We start from the raw sequence: 16,018 nt of genomic DNA, 5'->3' as shown, positions 1-16,018 counted from the left end.
AGGGCACAGCGGGGGAGGCCTCAGGGTGCGACGATCTTGATCGCGCTCATCCAGCCGTGCCCGTCGGGCCGCGTCTGCAGGGCCATGTGCAGCAGCTGGATGCCCTCCAGCTCCCGGGCGTGCCGCAGTCCGCCGACGACCACCGGGTTGAGCCCGCCGGAGGAGACCAGTTCCGCCACCTGGTCGCGGGCCGCCGCGTCGTCTCCGGCGATGAACACGTCCAGCGGCAGCCCGCCGACCTCGCCCGCGACCAGCGCGCCCGCGAACGTGGTGTTGAAGGCCTTCACCAGATGCGTGCCCGGGGCGGCGGCCTCCGCCAGCTGCTGGGCGCCGGAGCTGTCCGGGGGCACCGTGAGCGCGTCGAAGGTCGAGAAGTCCACCGGGTTGGAGATGTCGACGACGGTCTTCCCGGTGAGCCGGTCCCCGTACTCGGTCACGACCTCCTTGGCGGCGTCGAACGGCACGGCCAGCACCACCACGTCCGCCGACCCCACCGCGTCCGGCACGGCGGGCGCCACGTCCGCCCCCGGCGTCCGCTCGACCAGTGCGTCGGCGAGCGTCGCGGCCTTGGCCGGATCCGTGCCGACCAGCCGGACCGTGTGCCCGCCCGCCAGGGCCCGGGTGGCGATACCGCCCGCCATGTTGCCAGTGCCGACGATGAAGACACGCATGCGTGAGCCCCTTCCGTGGGGTGGGAGCTGCCGACGGTCGGTCCGGGGGCGCGCGGTTGTCGCATATCCCCTGAATAAGGATAAAACGGTCAGCCTGGCACGGCTCGGGCTGGAACGCGATGCCCGCACCGGGTACCCGGCCCCGCTCTCCGGGTGGCCGGCCGCGGTGGATAGCGTGGCGATCATGGCGAGTGCGGCGGACTGGAGGATGCGGCCGGCGTCGGACGCGGACGTCGAGGCGGTGGCCGAACTGCGGGCCGTCGTGCTCCGGGACGATCTGGAGCGGCTCGGGCGGTACGACGAACGGCGGGTCCGGCAGCGGCTGCGGGACGGGTACGACGCGGACCACACCTGGGTGATCGAGGCGGGCTGCGCCTTCGCCGGCTGCGTGGCACTGCGGCCGACCGGGGACGCCCACTGGCTGGAACACTTCTATCTGGCCCCGCATGCGCAGGGCGGTGGCATCGGCTCGGCCGTGCTGCGCGAGCTGCTGGGGCGGTGCGACCGCGACGGCGTCACCGTCCGGCTGAACGTGCTGCGGGGCAGCGCGGCCCGGCGGCTGTACGAACGGCACGGGTTCCTGGTCGAGACAGAGGAGCCGGTGGACGTGTTCATGGTGCGCCCGCCGTCCCCGTGAGCGACGTTCCCGCTCGACTCCTCACCGTGCATAGGGAAAACCCTCGAACGACCTCTACATGGCTGACATGTGCGGGTCAAATCTGGAATCCTCGCTCAGCACACGCTCTCTCTCCCTCGCGTGTGCACGGATCACGGACCACGCACCCCCGGTCCCCGGATCCCGGTTCCCGCACAGCTCAGCTCGTCCCGGACAGCACATCCCCGTCTGCCCGGTCTGTCACCGGCCGCGACCCGGCGGCCGCAGCAGGAGGAGTACGAGTGAGACGTCTTCCCCACAGACGGGCCACGGTAGGAGCCGCCCTGGTCTCCACCGCGGCCTTCCTCGCCGTCGGCATCCAGTCGGTCCCGGCGAACGCCAAGCCCGCCACCCCCCACCCCAGCCCTGTGCGCACCGGAGGCCTGGAGGCCAAGCTCACCCCCGCCCAGCACAGCGCACTGCTCAAGAGCGCCCGGCAGAAGACCGCCGCGACCGCCCGCACGATAGGCCTCGGCGCCAAGGAGAAGCTGGTCGTCAAGGACGTCGTCAAGGACAACGACGGCACCGTGCACACCCGTTACGAGCGCACCTACGCCGGCCTGCCGGTCCTCGGCGGCGACCTGATCGTGCACACCCCGCCCGCCACCCTCGCGGCCGGAACCGTGAGTACGACCTTCAACAACAAGCACACCATCACGGTCCCGACGGTCAGCGCGTCCTACAGCAAGTCGGCCGCCCAGACCAAGGCGCTCAAAACGGCCAAGGCCCTCGACGCCCAGAAGCCCGTCGCCGACGGCGCCCGCAAGGTGATCTGGGCCGGCAACGGCACCCCGAAGCTCGCCTGGGAGACCGTGATCGGCGGCTTCCAGGACGACGGCACGCCCAGCAAGCTGCACGTCGTGACGGACGCCACCACGGGCAAGGAGCTCTACCGCTACCAGGCCGTCCAGACCGGTACGGGCAACACCCAGTACAGCGGCACGGTGACGCTGAACACCACGCTGTCCGGTTCGACGTACCAGCTGTACGACACCACGCGCGGCGGCCACAAGACGTACAACCTCAACAACGGCACGTCGGGCACCGGCACCCTGATGACCGACTCCGACGACGTCTGGGGCACCGGATCCGGCTCCAACACCCAGACCGCCGGCGCCGACGCGGCCTACGGCGCCCAGATGACCTGGGACTTCTACAAGAACACCTTCGGGCGCAGCGGCATCAAGAACGACGGCGTCGCGGCCTACTCCCGCGTCCACTACAGCAGCAGCTACGTCAACGCCTTCTGGGACGACGACTGCTTCTGCATGACCTACGGCGACGGCTCCGGCGGCACCCACGCGCTGACCTCCCTGGACGTGGCCGGCCACGAGATGAGCCACGGCGTCACGTCGAACACCGCCGGGCTCAACTACACAGGTGAGTCGGGCGGTCTGAACGAGGCGACCTCCGATATCTTCGGCACCGGCGTGGAGTTCTACGCCAACAACTCCTCCGACGTCGGTGACTACCTCATCGGCGAGAAGATCGACATCAACGGCGACGGCACCCCGCTGCGCTACATGGACAAGCCGAGCAAGGACGGCTCGTCGGCCGACAGCTGGTACTCCGGGGTCGGCAACCTCGACGTGCACTACTCCTCGGGCCCGGCGAACCACATGTTCTACCTGCTGTCCGAGGGCAGCGGCAGCAAGACCATCAACGGTGTCACGTACAACAGCACCACCTCCGACGGTGTCGCCGTCGCCGGGATCGGCCGGGCCGCGGCCCTGCAGATCTGGTACAAGGCGCTGACGACGTACATGACGTCGAGCACCAACTACTCCGCCGCCCGCACCGCCGCCCTGAACGCGGCCGCGGCGCTCTACGGCACGAGCTCCACCCAGTACGCGGGTGTCGGCAACGCGTTCGCCGGCATCAACGTCGGCAGCCACATCACCGTGCCCACCTCGGGCGTCACGGTCACCAACCCGGGCAGCCAGTCCTCGACCGTCGGCACCGCCGTGAGCCTGCAGATATCGGCGAGCAGCACCAACAGCGGCTCGCTGACCTACGCGGCGACCGGCCTGCCGACCGGCCTGTCCATCAACAGCTCGACCGGCGCCATCACCGGAACACCCACGACGGCGGGCACCTACAGCACCACCGTCACGGTGACCGACTCGACGGGTGCCACCGGCACGGCGTCCTTCACGTGGACCGTCAGTTCCAGCGGCGGCGGGGGCACCTGCACCTCGACCCAACTGCTGGGCAACCCGGGCTTCGAGTCGGGCAACACCACCTGGACGGCGTCCAGCGGTGTCATCACCACCGACAGCGGTGAGGCGGCCCGTACCGGTTCCTACAAGGCGTGGCTCGACGGCTACGGCTCCTCGCACACCGACACGCTGTCCCAGTCGGTGACGATCCCGTCCGGCTGCACCGCCACCACGTTCACCTTCTACCTGCACATCGACACGGCCGAGACCACCACCAGCACCCAGTACGACAAGCTGACGGTCACCGCCGGTTCGACCACGCTGGCCACGTACTCCAACCTCAACGCGGCCTCCGGGTACGTGCAGAAGTCCTTCAGCCTCGGGTCCTACGCGGGCTCGACCGTCACCCTGAAGTTCAGCGGTGTCGAGGACTCCTCGCTCCAGACCAGCTTCGTCGTCGACGACACCGCCGTCACGACCGGCTGACATAGCTGACATCCGGCAGTCGAGCGTCCCGCACCCGCGAGCCGGGTGCGGGACGCCCGCGCGAGTCAGCTCAGCGGGTCGAGCGTGAGGTACGCCTGCTGCGGACTGCCGTCGTTGACCAGCGACTCCTGGTTGCCGACGTCGTCGAAGGCGAAGGCGTACGCCTTGCCGTCGGCCATCTGGGCATGGATCCTGCGGGCGTACTGGTTGGTGACCGGGTCCAGGTAGAAGTCGGCCGGATTGGTGTCCGGCTGGCTGGAACTGGTCAGCAGCGTCGACCGGTTGAAGCCCGCGCACAGGGTGCGTGAGATCGGGCCGCGGACCTGGTCGTTGGGCGCGTCGAGCAGGTTGTGGCAGCCGAAGATGCTGTTCGCGTCGGGCTTCTGGAAGCTCGTCACCACCGCTCCGGCCGCGTTGGTGAAGTTCATGACGTTCCCCGAGACGCGGCCGTAGTACTTGGTGTTCGGCTGGTCGGCGAACGGCGTGACGGTCAGGGCCGACGTCGCGTACTTCGACCAGACCCGGTTGACGTAGTCGTCCATGACGGTCGAGGCGAGCGCCCCGGTCTCCACGCCGTAGAGCGGGGAGAGCGCGCGGAGCACGGTGCCGTCGGACCGCGTCTGGACCAGGTTGGCCCAGCCGCCCGCCTGTCCGCGCAGGGCGCTGAAGAACCCGTTGTAACCGCCCGACTTGAGGTGCCCGGTGCCGGCCGTGCTGCCGTCGGCGCGCTGCACCCCGACCGCGTACGGCACCGAGAACATGTCCACCTGGGTGCTGTTGATCCACAGACCCGAGTCGTTCAGCGTGTACTCGGACCAGTTGAAGAGGATGTTCCGGTTCGGGTCGCTCGGATTCTGGACGGCGGGCTGCACCAGACCGCCGGTGGTCAGTCTGAAGTCGAGCTTCTGGCCGTAGGAGAAGTAGATCCGGCCGGAGAACTTCGGGATCCGGATCGTCTTCGACTGGCCCGCCGCCGGGCCCGTGATCGAGGCGTCCGGTGCCGGGGTCGGCGGGTTGCCGCCGGCCGGCCAGGCGTGGAAGGTGCCGTTCGCGTCGGCCCAGCCCTGCTGTCCCGAGGAGAGCTGGGTGCCGAGGTCGTAGACGTACACCTGATCGCCGCGGCCGGAATTGTTGGTGATCTTCAGCGGGATCGTGTCCGGCACGGCCGCGCCGGCCGGTGCCGGCGTGCCCAGCGTGAGCACCCCGCCGATCAGCGCCGCCGCAGCCGTGAGCGGCAGCGCCCCGCGTACGAGTCCTGTGCGCACTCTCCACCTCCGTGTGGGGTCGGGGTTGGTCCGGGAAATTGGTCCGGACCAATTCTGAGAGCGCTCTCAGATTGGCTGCGGGGCGGGTGCATGTCAATGGTGCGGACGAAATCGGGGCCCGCCGGTCGACGGGCCCCGGAAACCGGATGGACCGGGTGGATCAGAAGGTGCGCTTCAGGAGGTCGAGCAGCGCGGACCAGTGCCGCTCGTCGGCCTCGGCGGAGTAGGCCGGAGTGTCGGCCTGCGTGTAACCGTGGTCGGCGCCCCGGTAGATCTCGCAGGTGTTGCGGACCCCGGCGGCGTCGAGGGCCGCTTCGAAGGTGCGGATCTGCTCCTCGGTCATCGACTGGTCCTGGTCGGCGAAGCCGAAGTACAGCTCCGCGGTGATCCGGTCGGCCAGCAGGTGCGGGCTGTCCGCGTCGTCGGTGACCATCCGGCCGCCGTGGAAGCCGCCCGCGGCCGCGACCCGGTCCGGGAACGCGGCGGCAGTGCGCACGGCCAGCCGGGCGCCCATGCAGTAACCGGTGATCGCCACCGGCCCGTCGGCCACCAGCGGGCTTCCGGCCAGCCAGTCAAGGTAGGCGGCCGAGTCCCGCTCGCTGAGCTCGGGCGTCAGCGACATCATGATCGGCATGATCCGCTGCCAGATCGTCGGGTCCACCGAGGGGTCGATGAACTCGGGGAGGTCGATGACCGGCGTGCGGCCGCTGCGGTAGAAGACGTTGGGGAGCAGGACCGTGTAGCCCGCCCCGGCGAGCCGGTCCGCCATCGACTTCAGGTGCGGGCGGATCCCGAAGGCGTCCTGGTACAGCAGCACGCCCGGGTGGGGGAGTCCGTCGGCGGGGTGGGCCAGGTAGGCGTCGGCGACACCGTCCTCGGTGGTGATGTCCACGTCGGATCCCTGTACGGCGGTCATGGCGCAAGTGCCTCTCTGTGGAGTCGGCGTCGGGGTGGGGGACACCCGGCGCGGCATGTCCTGATCATCGTGGCACGCGAAGGTGAGAGGCCCGCTCCGGGGGAGCGGGAACTGGTCACTCGAAGCGCGAGGTGTCGCCCGCGCCACGGCGGACGATCTCCGCCTCGCCGCCGGAGAAGTCGATGACCGTGGTCGGCTCGGTGCCGCACTCCCCAGAGTCGACCACCGCGTCCACCTGGTGGTCCAGCCGGTCCTTGATCTCCCAGCCCTGGGTCAGCGGCTCCTCCTCGTCCGGCAGCAGCAGGGTGCTGGACAGCAGCGGCTCGCCCATCTCCGCCAGCAGTGCCTGGGTGACCACGTGGTCGGGGATGCGGACGCCGACGGTCTTCTTCTTCGGGTGCAGCAGCTTGCGCGGCACCTCGCGGGTCGCCGGGAGGATGAAGGTGTAGCTGCCGGGCGTCGACGCCTTCACGGCCCGGAACACGTCGTTGTCCACGCGCACGAACTGGCCGAGCTGCGCGAAGTCCCGGCACATCAGCGTGAAGTGGTGCCGGTCGTCCAGATGCCGGATGGTGCGGATCCGGTCGATGCCGTCCCGGCTGCCGAGCTGGCAGCCCAGCGCGTAGCAGGAGTCGGTCGGATATGCGATGAGCGACCCCGAGCGGACCGCGTCGGCGATCTGCGAGATGCTGCGCGGCTGCGGGTTGTCGGGGTGCACGTCGAAGTACTTCGCCATCCGCCGAGCTTATGCCGTACGGCGACTTCCGGCCGAGCGGGGCGCTCCGCGGGTGGTGCCGCGATGTGCCGCGTGTGCCGTCTGTCGACTGCCGCGCCGTCGTGGCTGGTCGCGCAGTTCCTCCCCAGCCTTCGGCCGGGGGTACCCCCAGCGCCCCTTCGGGGGCGCTGCCCAGCTGCGGACTTCGCGGGATCCAGTTGGTACCGGGAGGCGTGCGGCCCTGCCTGGCCGCCGTCGGTCACGGGGCCGGCGGCTTCGGAAAATCGGTGCGCATACCCCGTGGATTCCTGGGCACCCGAAGAATCAGCCACCCCGGGGCCCACCCCCCGGCCCCGGGTGAGGCTTTCTCCGTCGGCGGCCCTTCCCCCGAGGGCCGCCGGCGGAGCCGTGCCCGCCGGTCGGGACCGGGCTTCGTCCATCGGGTAACGTCCGTGGACCGAGGCCGACGCGAGGGACGAGGGGCAGGGCGAGATGGCAGGCCGAGCAGGCGAGGGCCCGCAGCACCCGGTACTCCACGACGACGGCTGGGCCGAGCGGCTGCTCGACCATCTGCGTCCCGGCGCACGCGACCCGCGCCGGGTGGTCGCCTGGCTCGCCGGCGCCGTGCAGGGGACCGTCTGCCTCCAGGACGCCGACGGCACCCTGCTCGCCGGAACCCCGGTCCCCCTCGACGCAGGTCTCGCGGCCGACGTGACCGCCGGGCGTATCTCCGCCGCCGCCGTCCAGGACGGCGACCGCCACCTGCGGCTGGTCGCGGTCCGCGCCCCCGACCCCCGTCCGGCGGCCGCCGGACTGCTCGCCGTGGCCCGCACCACCCCCTTCGACCAGCGCGCCGCGGAGATCGTCACCCACACCGCCGGAGTCGTCGAACTCCTGCTGCGGGAACGGGAACTGACGGCCGCCGGGCACCGGCTCCGGCGGGCCACCGCCGACCTGCGGCTCGCCATCCTGCAACTCCTGATGGTGGAGGACACCGTCTCCGCCCGCCGTGTCGCCGCCGGCCTGTGGCCCGGACTGCTCGACACCGACAGCGCCTGCGTGTACATCGTCGAGGGGCAGCCGGCGGAACGCGACGGCCTCGCCGAGGACTGCCTTGTCGTGACCCGCGGCCAGGCCCTCGTCGTGCGCTGCCCCGCGATGGACGGCCACGTCATCGTCCTCAGCCCCGCGCCCGCGACGGCCGAGCGGCTGCGCTCCCTCGTCGACGGCCGCCCCGGCACCTTCCTCGGCGGCAGCGTCCGGCAGAACCTGGCCCAGACGTCCACCGCCTACGGCCAGGCCGTCAGCGCCCTCGCCGTCGCCCGCTTCCGCCCCGACCAGGCCGCCGTCTACGCCGAACGCACCCACCCGGAACGGCTGATGGACCCGGGCGCGCTGCACGCCTGGTCCGCCGCCGTGCTGCGACCGCTCGACACCCTGCCCCACCACACCCGCGCGGAACTCCTCGCCACCACCCGCCTCGGCCTGGAGTTCACCGCCGTCAGCGCGGCCAAGGTCCTCGGCGTCAGCCGCAACACGGTGCGTGCCCGCATGGACCGGGTCGAGGCGCTGCTGGGCGCGGACTTCTCCGACCTCACCGTGCGTGCCACCGCCCATCTGGCCCTCAACACCCAGGCGGCCCTGACGGAGGATCTCGCCGCCGCGGTGCCCCGGCCGTCCGGCGTCCGGCTGGGCGACCTGCTGGCCGGTCCGGCGCTGCGTTCCTGGGCGCACGACCTCCTGGACCGCCTGGTCCGGGACGGCCGCGACCTGCGCGGCACCCTGCGCGCCTGGATCGCCGCCGGCGGCAACGCCGAACGCGCCGCCCAGGACCTGGGCGTGCACGCCCAGACCGTCCGCGAACACGTGCGGGGCGCCGAACCCGTCCTGGAACGCCAGCTGCTGGCCGCCGGCACCGACCTGTACGAGGTGGTGCTGGCCCATCTCGCCCTCGGGGACCTCGCCGCACCCGTCCTGCTGCGGGCGAATCCGGGCCAACCGGACTCACCTGTGCACGGGTGAGTCCTCGGCGGGTACGAACGGGCATCGGCGCGATACCCAACGGCCGGATCCGGACGTATGTTCACGATGCGCGGGGGCACGACCGGAACGGGGGACCGGTCGAGGCCCCCGCGACCTCCGGGTTCACCCTTCCAGACGTACCGGGATCTCCTGCCAGCCGCACGCGATGAACGACGGCACCTGCCGCAACTCGCCCGCCCCGGCCGCGAGCCGCAGCCCCGGGAACCGCTCGAACAGCGCGGGCAGCGCGGCCAGCGCCTCCGCCCGGGCCAGCGGCGCGCCGATGCAGCGGTGCACGCCGACACCGAACGCCAGGTGGTCGTCGCCACCCCGAGCGGCGTCGAACGCGGCCGCGTCCGGCCCGTAGTGCGCCGGATCCAGGCCGGCTGCCGCGAACGTCGTGATGATCGCGTCCCCGGCCGGGATCGTGACGTCCCCGGCCTTCAGGTCGCTCACCGCGAACCGCAGCGGCAGCGAGGCGATGGACGGATGCACCCGCAGCGTCTCGTCGATCACCGCGTCCCAGCCGACCGCTCCGGCGCGCACGGCGGCCAGCTGCACCGGATCCGTCAGCAGCGCCACGACCGCGTTGCCGATCAGGTTGACCGTGGTCTCGAAGCCGGCCCCGATCACCAGCAGCAGCGTGTACAGCAGCTCCTCGTCGCTGAGCCGGTCGCCGTCCTCGTCGCGGACCCGGATCAGCTCCGTGGTCATGTCGTCGCCCGGGTGCTCCACCTTGTACGCGATCAGCCCGCCGAGGACCGTGCCGATCCGCTCCTGCACGAACGCGGCGTGCTCGGGGGTCGGGTCGGAGGTGTCCATGATGGCCGCGATCAGCGCACCGGTGTCGTCCCGCAACTCGTCGGGCACCCCGAACAGTTCGCAGATCATCCGCATGGGCAGCGGCTGCGCGAGACCGGCCCGCAGATCCACCACCGCGCCGTCGGACCCGGCGGCCGCCACGCCGTCGAGCAGTTCCGCGGCGATCGCCGCGACACGCGGCCGCATCGCCTCGGTACGGCGGTGCGTGAAGCTCGGCGCCACCAGCTTGCGCAGCCGCGTGTGGTCGGGGCCGTACGCGGAGAGCATGTTGACCACGCCGATCCAGCCCAGCACCCAGCCCCAGGAGGGGTGTTCGCCGATCTCCGTCCAGAGCCGCCAGTGCTTGCGCGGGTCCTTGCTGACCCGGGGGTCGAGGATGAGTTCCTTGAGGACGTCGTAGCCGGTGGGCGCCCAGGCGGGTATGCCGCCGGGCAGTTCGACGGGCACCACGGGGCCGAGGGCGCGCAACCGTGCGCTCTCGGCCGGGATGTCGGAGCCGAACGGGTCGAGAGCGATGCGGTCGGTGACGGTCACGACGACTCTCCAGGCTGGTCGGGGGAGCGGGGACTGAACCGGACGGGCAGCGAGGTCAGCGAGCGGTGGAACGGGCCGGGCCGCCAGCTGAGCTTCTCGCGGGGCAGGACCGGTTCGAGGTCGGGCAGCCACAGGGTGAGCCGTTCGATCGCCTCGGTCGCGATGAGCAGCGCGTGGTGCCGGACCGGGCAGGCGTGCGGTCCGGCACCCCATGACAGGTGCGAGGCGTCCGAGGCGCGCCGGCCGCTGGTGACCTCCCGTTCGGCGAACAGCCCGACCGCACCGAAGGAGACCACCACCGGGATCGCCGGCCTGACCCACGCCCCGTGGAAGGAGACCGGCCGACGGGCGTAGTAGATGCCGTAGTTGGCCAGCGGGGTCTCGTGGTGCAGCACCTCGACCACCGCGTCCATGACCGGACGGGCGCCGCTGGTCAGCGTGGAGTAGTAGAGCGGGTTGCCGAGGATCCGGGAGAGCGCGTTGGAGACGAGGTTCGTACTCGGCTCGTAGCCGGCGCCCAGAGTGAGGAACACCTGCCAGGTGACCTCCTCCGGGGTCAGCTGGGCGGGGTGGTCCAGGAGCATGCTCGGCAGGTCCTCGCCGCGCTCCTCGACCTTGGCGGCGACCAGCCGCAGCACGTAGTCGGCGTACTCGGCCTCGCCCTCGGCGGCCTGCGGGCCGCCCTCCATCATCTTCAGGACGCCCTCGTTGAGCCGGTCGCCCTGGCTGTCCGGCAGCCCGAACAGGTTGTTGAAGACCAGCGCCATCAGCGGCCGGGTGAAGTCGACGACGAGATCCGCCTCGCCCTTGGGCCCAAACCGGTCGACCAGCAGTCGCACCGCCCGGTGCACCAGCTGGCGCAGGTCGTGCGGCTCGATCAGGTCGAACACGTCGATGAGGGTGGTGCGGTAGCGGATGTGCGCGTCGGCGTCGGAGAACAGGGCGTTGGGCCGCCAGCGCATCATGCCGAGCAGCGGGGAGTCCTCGGGGACGGTCGCCTCCCAGTCCCGCGGGTCGTGCGAGAAGGTCTCCACGTCCCGCAGCACGTCGAGGGCGGCACGCCGCTCGGTGACCACGTACGCCGGGGCGCCCGGCGCGAGCTCCGCCCAGCCGACCGGACCCTGGGCGCGCAGGGCCGCGTAGTAGCCGTGCGGGTTGCGGGCGAACCCGTCCTCCCACAGCCGTACCGGACCCGAGACGGTGAAGGACTGCTGTGCGGTCATCGGGCCTCCGCCGGCCGGTCGTCTATCAGATGCTGGACGAGGGCGAGCAGCGCGTCGACCGAGGAGTGCGCGTCCCGGGCGTCGCAGGTCACCATCGGGGTGCCCGGCGCCAGGTCCAGGGCGGCGCGCAGCTGGTCGCCCGTGTAGTGACTCGGCGCGTCGGGAAACGCGTTGAAGGCGACCGCGTACGGCAGCCCCGCCTCCTCCACCAGACCGAGCACGTCGAAGGAGGCGTCGATGCGGCGGCTGTCGACCAGGACCAGGGCTCCGAGGGCGCCGTAGGAGATGTCGTCCCACAGCGTCCGGAACCGGTCCTGTCCCGGTGTCCCGAACAGGTACAGCACGATCCCGCCGGACAGGCTGATCCGCCCGAAGTCGATGGCGACGGTCGTCGTCTCCTTCTCCCGTACTCCGTCGAGATCGTCGACGGGGACGGAGGCCTCGGTGAGGTGCTCCTCGGTGTGCAGCGGGTGGATCTCCGACACCGAGTCGATCAGGGTCGTCTTGCCCACCCCGAACGGCCCGGTGACCAGGATCTTCACCAGGTCGCGGGCGCCGTCGGGGAGATGGGTGCCGCCCGCGCGGGGCAGCTCACCGGTGCTTGAGGGCGCGGAGGCCATCGGCCACTCTCTTCAGCAGGTCGGGGTCGAACCGTTCGGCGGGCGGGATCGGCGCGCGGGCCAGGACCAGGTCCCGGTCGACGAGGTCGGCGGCCAGCACCCGCACGGCGGAGAACGGCAGCCGCAGCAGCGCCGCCGCCTCCACCACCGTCAGCGCACCGCCGGACAACAGCTCCAGCAGGGCCTGTTCGGCCGCCGGGAGGCCGGCGGGCAGAGGAGTCCCGTCACGGCTGAGCACCGTCAGCCGTTCCAGGTACGGACGGCTGGGCCGGGCCACCCCGCCGGTCGACAGGTACGCGGGGACCAGGGGACGGCCGCCACGGCGGCCGGTCATGCCGGCGCGCCGCCGTCGGAGCCTCTGGGCGCGGCCGCCATCGCCTTCTCGCCCAGCCGGGCCACCTGCGAGTGCACCCGGTGCGCCAGCAGGTCCAGGCGCACCTCGGGGTCGCCGTAAGCGGCGACACAGGTGCCGTGCTCGGTCGGCACGATCAGCACGTATCCGTGGTCCGACTCGATGACCACCTGCCGGACGTCGGCCCGTTCCCGGTTCGCGAACGCGGCCGCCGCGGCCCGGCAGGCGCCCTGCACGGTACTGGTGATCGCGGCGACCCGCTCGGCACTCGCCCGGGACAGGCCGTCGGTGTAGCCGGTCGCGAGGCCGTCCCGGGTGAGCAGGACGGCGGCCAGTACATGCGGAACCTGCAGGACGGGGTCCAGCACCCATGCCGTCTCGCCCACATCGCGGCTGGTCATCTGGCCGCTCCTCCTTCGTCGTCGGTCCGCTGGGGTTCGGGCGCGCTCGCCCGCTTGGGGGCCCGCGCCGCCGCGGTGCCGTACTGCAGGGCCGCGAGCGCGGCGGCCGCCTCCTCGGGCCGGCGCGCGGCCGGCTGCGGCTGCGGCACGCCGGGTGCGGCGGCCGGGGTACGTCGGCGCCGCCGCGGCAGACCGCCCAGGTCGCCCGGGGTCTCGCGGCCGGGTGCGGGGGCGGGGGTGCGTTCGTGCTCGGGCCCCGGCCCGGACCCGGCCGGCGTCGGCTCGGCGACCGCTGGGGACCCGGCCGGAACGATCTCGGGCACGGGCGTCTCGGACCCGGGGGCCTGGGGCACGGGCGTCGCGCGCACGGTGACCTCACGCTCCGGTTCCCTGCGCACCACGCGCTCCCGGGTCGACCGCGGCGCGCTCGCCGAGGGGGGCCGTTCGCCCGGGTCGATCCGTCCGAGCAGATGGCTGTCCACCCGCAGCACCGCGCGCACCCCGCCGTAGGGCGAGGGGGAGGAGACGTCCACGTTCAGGTCGAACTGGCGGGTGAGCTGGCCGATCGCGGCCAGGCCCATGCGCGGCGGGTCGCCGAGGTCGGTGAGCAGGATCGGGTCGCTGCCCGCCACCAGCCGCTGGGCGCGGGCCCGTTCGTCCTGCGTCATGCCGAGGCCCGCGTCGTCCACGGTCACGCACACCCCGTAGTGGACGTGTTCCAGATTGACCACGACGTCGGTGTCCGGCGCCGAGTGGCGCAGCGCGTTGTCGAGGAGTTCGGCGACGATGATGGCGGCCGGCTCGACCGCGTGCGACACCAGGGCGGTGCCCGGCTCCAGGTGGTTGTGGACCCGGACCCGGTGGTAGCCGGAGAGCCGGGCCTGGCCGCCGGTGACGGCGTCCACCACGTGGGACTCCTCACGGGCCAGCCCCACCCAGGCCCCGCACACCACAGCCGCGACCTGTGCCCGCCGCAGCGACTGCTCGTTCTCGTGGTCCAGCGCGAACAGCGTCTGCGCCAACTCCGGTTCGTCGTAGCGCTGCTGGAGCCCCCGCAGGGCGTCCTGCAGGCGGTACAGGGCGGCCTGGATCTCCCGGGTGGCGCCGCGCATACCGGCCTGCGCGGCCGCGTCGATCCGGGTGCGCTGCGCGGTCAGCTCCTCGCGCAGCGCGGTGAGCACGTACTCCAGCGCGATCCCGGTGGGGGTCCCGGGCGTGTGCTGCCCGGCCGGGCCGGGCACCTTCAGGTGCGGGTGGGCGAGCTGGGCCGCGGCCGCCGGCATCCGGCGGGCGGCGAGATGCTCGACCTCGGTGACGAATGCGCCCTCGGCGCCCTCCAGCCGGGCGCGCAACTCCGTCACCTCGGCCCGCAGCGCGGCCTTCTGGCGCCGGGACCTCAGCAGGCTGCCACCGAGGGCGAGCGCGGAGAGCGTTCCGGCGGCGAGACCACCGGCCACCAGTTCCGGTAATTCGATCATGGAATCGGTTTCCAGGGGAGTAGGGCAGCAGTGGGCAGGGGGGAGCCCGGGGCCCTCCCATGTGGCGCTCGCTGCACAGTACACACCGTCATTGACCGGCCCCGCACGGTGAATCGTTACATCCCTGCGAATCCGTTCGGTGACTGTTCGCTTCTGTGTCAAGTGTCGGAAATGCCGTGCAGGCCAAGTGAGTTGAGGTTCAGTCACCGCGTGCCGTCACCGCGTGACTGAGGCAGGCGCGGGGAGGTCGAAGACGTGGGCCGGGGAGATGATCCGGGTGACCGCCTCGCCGAACAGGGTGCTGGGCTCGATGTCGCCCTTGTAGCCGATGTCGGTGTTGAGCAGCACGACCACGGACGTCCGGGCCGACGGCAGATGGACGGTCAGCGACTCGTAACCCGGCAGCGAGCCGTTGTGCCCGATCCACCCCTGGACGTCGAAGATGCCGAGGCCGTACCCGGCCCCCTGGATGCCGGTCGACGGGGTGGTCAGCCGCTGCTTCTGGGCGGCCGGCCCGACCATGGTCCTGCCGTCGGGGAAGACCCCGGTGGCCACGGTGCGTGCCCAGGTGTGCAGATCGTCCAGGTCCGAGATCATCGCGCCGGCGGCCCAGCCCCAGGACGGGTTCCAGCCGGCGGTCTCCTCGACCTTCCCGGTGGCCGTCTGGTTCGTGTAGCCCTGGGCGTGCGGCGTGGGGAACTCGTTCCCGGTCGGGAACAGGGTGCGGCTCATGCCCGCAGGCTCCAGGACGTGCTGTTCGAGGTAGTCGCCGAGCCGCTGCCCGCTCTCCTTCTCGACGAGCAGGCCGAGCAGGATCAGATTGGTGTTGGAGTAGGAGAACTTCTCCCCGGGCGGGAACATCGCCGGGTGCCGGAAGGCGTACCCGAGCAGCTGCCGCGGAGTGAAGGAGCGCTGCGGATCCGAGGTCAGCGCCTTGAAGAAGTCCGCGTCCTCGGAGTAGTCGAACAGTCCGCTGCGCATCCCGGCCAGCTCCCGCAGGGTGATCCGGTCGCCGCCCGGCACGCCGTCGAGGTACGTGCCGATGGGGTCGTCCAGGCCGACCTTGCCCTGGTCGACCAGTTGCAGAACGGCGGTCACGGTGAACGTCTTGGTCTCGCTGCCGATCCGCATGTACAGGTCGGGCGACATCGTCCGCCCGGTCGCCTTGTTCGCGACCCCGAAGGAGCGAACGTAGTCGCGCTGCCCGGGTGTCCAGACGCCCACGGTCACGCCGGGCACGTCCGCCTCACGCATGACGTGCTGTACGGCCGCGTCGAGTTGGCGGGCCACCGCCGGGGTCATCGCACGGACGTCCTGGCTGCCGGACGGCGAGGGGACGGGCGACGGCGCGGCGAACGCGGCCGGTGCGGGGGCGGGCGGTGCGACGACGGGCGGCACGGTGAGTGTCCCCAGCACGACGGCGACCGCTGCCCCTCGGCGCAGCACGGCGGACGGGTACGGCATGGGCTGACTCCAAGCACGTGAGAGGGAACGTGCGGTGGGGTCGGACGTCAGAACCCTGAATTCACAGGATACGAGCACGGCCGCGAGGCCGCCTGCCGACCGCGAGCCGCCGGAATGCCTGCAGCCGGAATGGTTGTAGGACGGGCGGAGGGGGCCGATCGGGGGGTGCGCTCACCCGCCCCGGTGAGCGCGTCGGGCGGCGCGTACCACCCGTGCGTTCCCTGCGTTGCCCCGG

Annotated in this window: 14 protein-coding genes; 3 read left to right on the top strand and 11 right to left on the bottom strand. The window is 71.9% G+C overall.

Annotated elements, in window-relative coordinates; genetic code table 11:
• Positions 1-20 precede the first annotated feature (20 nt).
• Positions 21-671, bottom strand: coding sequence for an NADPH-dependent F420 reductase (locus tag ACFY6U_RS35490; protein WP_390044861.1), 651 nt, complete (start codon positions 669-671; stop codon positions 21-23).
• A 184-nt stretch (positions 672-855) separates the two neighbouring features.
• On the opposite strand from ACFY6U_RS35490, the gene ACFY6U_RS35485 reads away from it, so the two are divergent.
• Together ACFY6U_RS35485 and ACFY6U_RS35480 are read left to right on the top strand one after the other, a co-directional pair.
• On the top strand, positions 856-1,308 hold the full coding sequence (locus tag ACFY6U_RS35485; protein ID WP_390044859.1) for a GNAT family N-acetyltransferase: 453 nt from the start codon (positions 856-858) through the stop codon (positions 1,306-1,308).
• 260 nt (positions 1,309-1,568) lie between these two features.
• Positions 1,569-3,971, top strand: a complete 2,403-nt coding sequence (locus ACFY6U_RS35480) for a M4 family metallopeptidase (protein ID WP_390044857.1) — start codon at positions 1,569-1,571, stop codon at positions 3,969-3,971.
• 65 nt (positions 3,972-4,036) lie between these two features.
• On the opposite strand, the gene ACFY6U_RS35475 is transcribed toward ACFY6U_RS35480, so the two are convergent.
• From ACFY6U_RS35475 to ACFY6U_RS35465, 3 genes are all read right to left on the bottom strand, one after another.
• Entirely contained in the window at positions 4,037-5,209 is a 1,173-nt protein-coding gene (locus tag ACFY6U_RS35475; protein WP_390045002.1) for a glycoside hydrolase family 64 protein, read from the bottom strand.
• A gap of 187 nt (positions 5,210-5,396) precedes the next feature.
• Positions 5,397-6,152: a dienelactone hydrolase family protein gene (locus tag ACFY6U_RS35470; RefSeq protein ID WP_390044855.1), complete on the bottom strand. Its 756-nt coding sequence runs from the start codon at positions 6,150-6,152 to the stop codon at positions 5,397-5,399.
• A 115-nt stretch (positions 6,153-6,267) separates the two neighbouring features.
• The gene (locus tag ACFY6U_RS35465) at positions 6,268-6,888 is read right to left on the bottom strand and encodes an L-threonylcarbamoyladenylate synthase (protein ID WP_293995093.1); all 621 of its coding nucleotides are present in this window, start codon (positions 6,886-6,888) and stop codon (positions 6,268-6,270) included.
• Between the two features lie 471 nt (positions 6,889-7,359).
• Between ACFY6U_RS35465 and ACFY6U_RS35460 the strand changes: the two genes are divergently transcribed.
• Entirely contained in the window at positions 7,360-8,889 is a 1,530-nt protein-coding gene (locus tag ACFY6U_RS35460; RefSeq protein ID WP_390044853.1) for a helix-turn-helix domain-containing protein, read from the top strand.
• Positions 8,890-9,012: 123 nt separating this feature from the next.
• Here ACFY6U_RS35460 and ACFY6U_RS35455 read toward each other — a convergent pair whose 3' ends face one another.
• The 7 genes from ACFY6U_RS35455 to ACFY6U_RS35425 all read right to left on the bottom strand — a co-directional run bounded on the left by ACFY6U_RS35455 (position 9,013) and on the right by ACFY6U_RS35425 (position 15,783).
• Positions 9,013-10,245: a cytochrome P450 gene (locus tag ACFY6U_RS35455; RefSeq protein ID WP_390044852.1), complete on the bottom strand. Its 1,233-nt coding sequence runs from the start codon at positions 10,243-10,245 to the stop codon at positions 9,013-9,015.
• Positions 10,242-11,468 (bottom strand): cytochrome P450, encoded by a 1,227-nt coding sequence (locus ACFY6U_RS35450; RefSeq protein WP_390044851.1) that lies wholly within the window; start codon positions 11,466-11,468, stop codon positions 10,242-10,244. Before ACFY6U_RS35450 ends, ACFY6U_RS35455 begins: the two co-directional genes overlap by 4 nt.
• Positions 11,465-12,088: an ATP/GTP-binding protein gene (locus ACFY6U_RS35445; protein ID WP_351502561.1), complete on the bottom strand. Its 624-nt coding sequence runs from the start codon at positions 12,086-12,088 to the stop codon at positions 11,465-11,467. The genes ACFY6U_RS35450 and ACFY6U_RS35445 overlap by 4 nt, the downstream gene beginning before the upstream one ends.
• The gene (locus tag ACFY6U_RS35440; RefSeq protein WP_351502559.1) at positions 12,060-12,422 is read right to left on the bottom strand and encodes a DUF742 domain-containing protein; all 363 of its coding nucleotides are present in this window, start codon (positions 12,420-12,422) and stop codon (positions 12,060-12,062) included. Before ACFY6U_RS35440 ends, ACFY6U_RS35445 begins: the two co-directional genes overlap by 29 nt.
• Positions 12,419-12,841 carry a roadblock/LC7 domain-containing protein gene (locus ACFY6U_RS35435; protein WP_390044848.1) on the bottom strand — a complete coding sequence of 141 codons (423 nt, stop codon included), beginning with the start codon at positions 12,839-12,841 and terminating at the stop codon, positions 12,419-12,421. Before ACFY6U_RS35435 ends, ACFY6U_RS35440 begins: the two co-directional genes overlap by 4 nt.
• Positions 12,838-14,319 carry an ATP-binding protein gene (locus tag ACFY6U_RS35430; protein WP_390044846.1) on the bottom strand — a complete coding sequence of 494 codons (1,482 nt, stop codon included), beginning with the start codon at positions 14,317-14,319 and terminating at the stop codon, positions 12,838-12,840. Before ACFY6U_RS35430 ends, ACFY6U_RS35435 begins: the two co-directional genes overlap by 4 nt.
• A gap of 216 nt (positions 14,320-14,535) precedes the next feature.
• Complete coding sequence (locus ACFY6U_RS35425; RefSeq protein ID WP_390044844.1) at positions 14,536-15,783, bottom strand: serine hydrolase domain-containing protein; 1,248 nt, start codon at positions 15,781-15,783, stop codon at positions 14,536-14,538.
• Positions 15,784-16,018 lie beyond the last annotated feature (235 nt).

Origin of the sequence: Streptomyces sp. NPDC013157, from assembly GCF_042899865.1 — a bacterium.
Classification (GTDB): Bacteria; Actinomycetota; Actinomycetes; order Streptomycetales; family Streptomycetaceae; genus Streptomyces.
The sequence above is the reverse complement of the archived record's forward strand: the minus strand, read 5'-3'. Positions and strand labels throughout refer to the sequence as shown.

Excerpts from the sequence above, each read along its gene's own strand:
- ACFY6U_RS35490 (WP_390044861.1), bottom strand. The coding sequence starts at position 671 with ATGCGTGTCTTCATCGTCGGCACTGGCAACATGGCGGGCGGTATCGCC.
- ACFY6U_RS35485 (WP_390044859.1), top strand. The coding sequence starts at position 856 with ATGGCGAGTGCGGCGGACTGGAGGATGCGGCCGGCGTCGGACGCGGAC.
- ACFY6U_RS35470 (WP_390044855.1), bottom strand. The coding sequence starts at position 6,152 with ATGACCGCCGTACAGGGATCCGACGTGGACATCACCACCGAGGACGGT.
- ACFY6U_RS35465 (WP_293995093.1), bottom strand. The coding sequence starts at position 6,888 with ATGGCGAAGTACTTCGACGTGCACCCCGACAACCCGCAGCCGCGCAGC.
- ACFY6U_RS35460 (WP_390044853.1), top strand. The coding sequence starts at position 7,360 with ATGGCAGGCCGAGCAGGCGAGGGCCCGCAGCACCCGGTACTCCACGAC.
- ACFY6U_RS35450 (WP_390044851.1), bottom strand. The coding sequence starts at position 11,468 with ATGACCGCACAGCAGTCCTTCACCGTCTCGGGTCCGGTACGGCTGTGG.
- ACFY6U_RS35445 (WP_351502561.1), bottom strand. The coding sequence starts at position 12,088 with ATGGCCTCCGCGCCCTCAAGCACCGGTGAGCTGCCCCGCGCGGGCGGC.
- ACFY6U_RS35440 (WP_351502559.1), bottom strand. The coding sequence starts at position 12,422 with ATGACCGGCCGCCGTGGCGGCCGTCCCCTGGTCCCCGCGTACCTGTCG.
- ACFY6U_RS35435 (WP_390044848.1), bottom strand. The coding sequence starts at position 12,841 with ATGACCAGCCGCGATGTGGGCGAGACGGCATGGGTGCTGGACCCCGTC.
- ACFY6U_RS35430 (WP_390044846.1), bottom strand. The coding sequence starts at position 14,319 with ATGATCGAATTACCGGAACTGGTGGCCGGTGGTCTCGCCGCCGGAACG.
- ACFY6U_RS35425 (WP_390044844.1), bottom strand. The coding sequence starts at position 15,783 with ATGCCGTACCCGTCCGCCGTGCTGCGCCGAGGGGCAGCGGTCGCCGTC.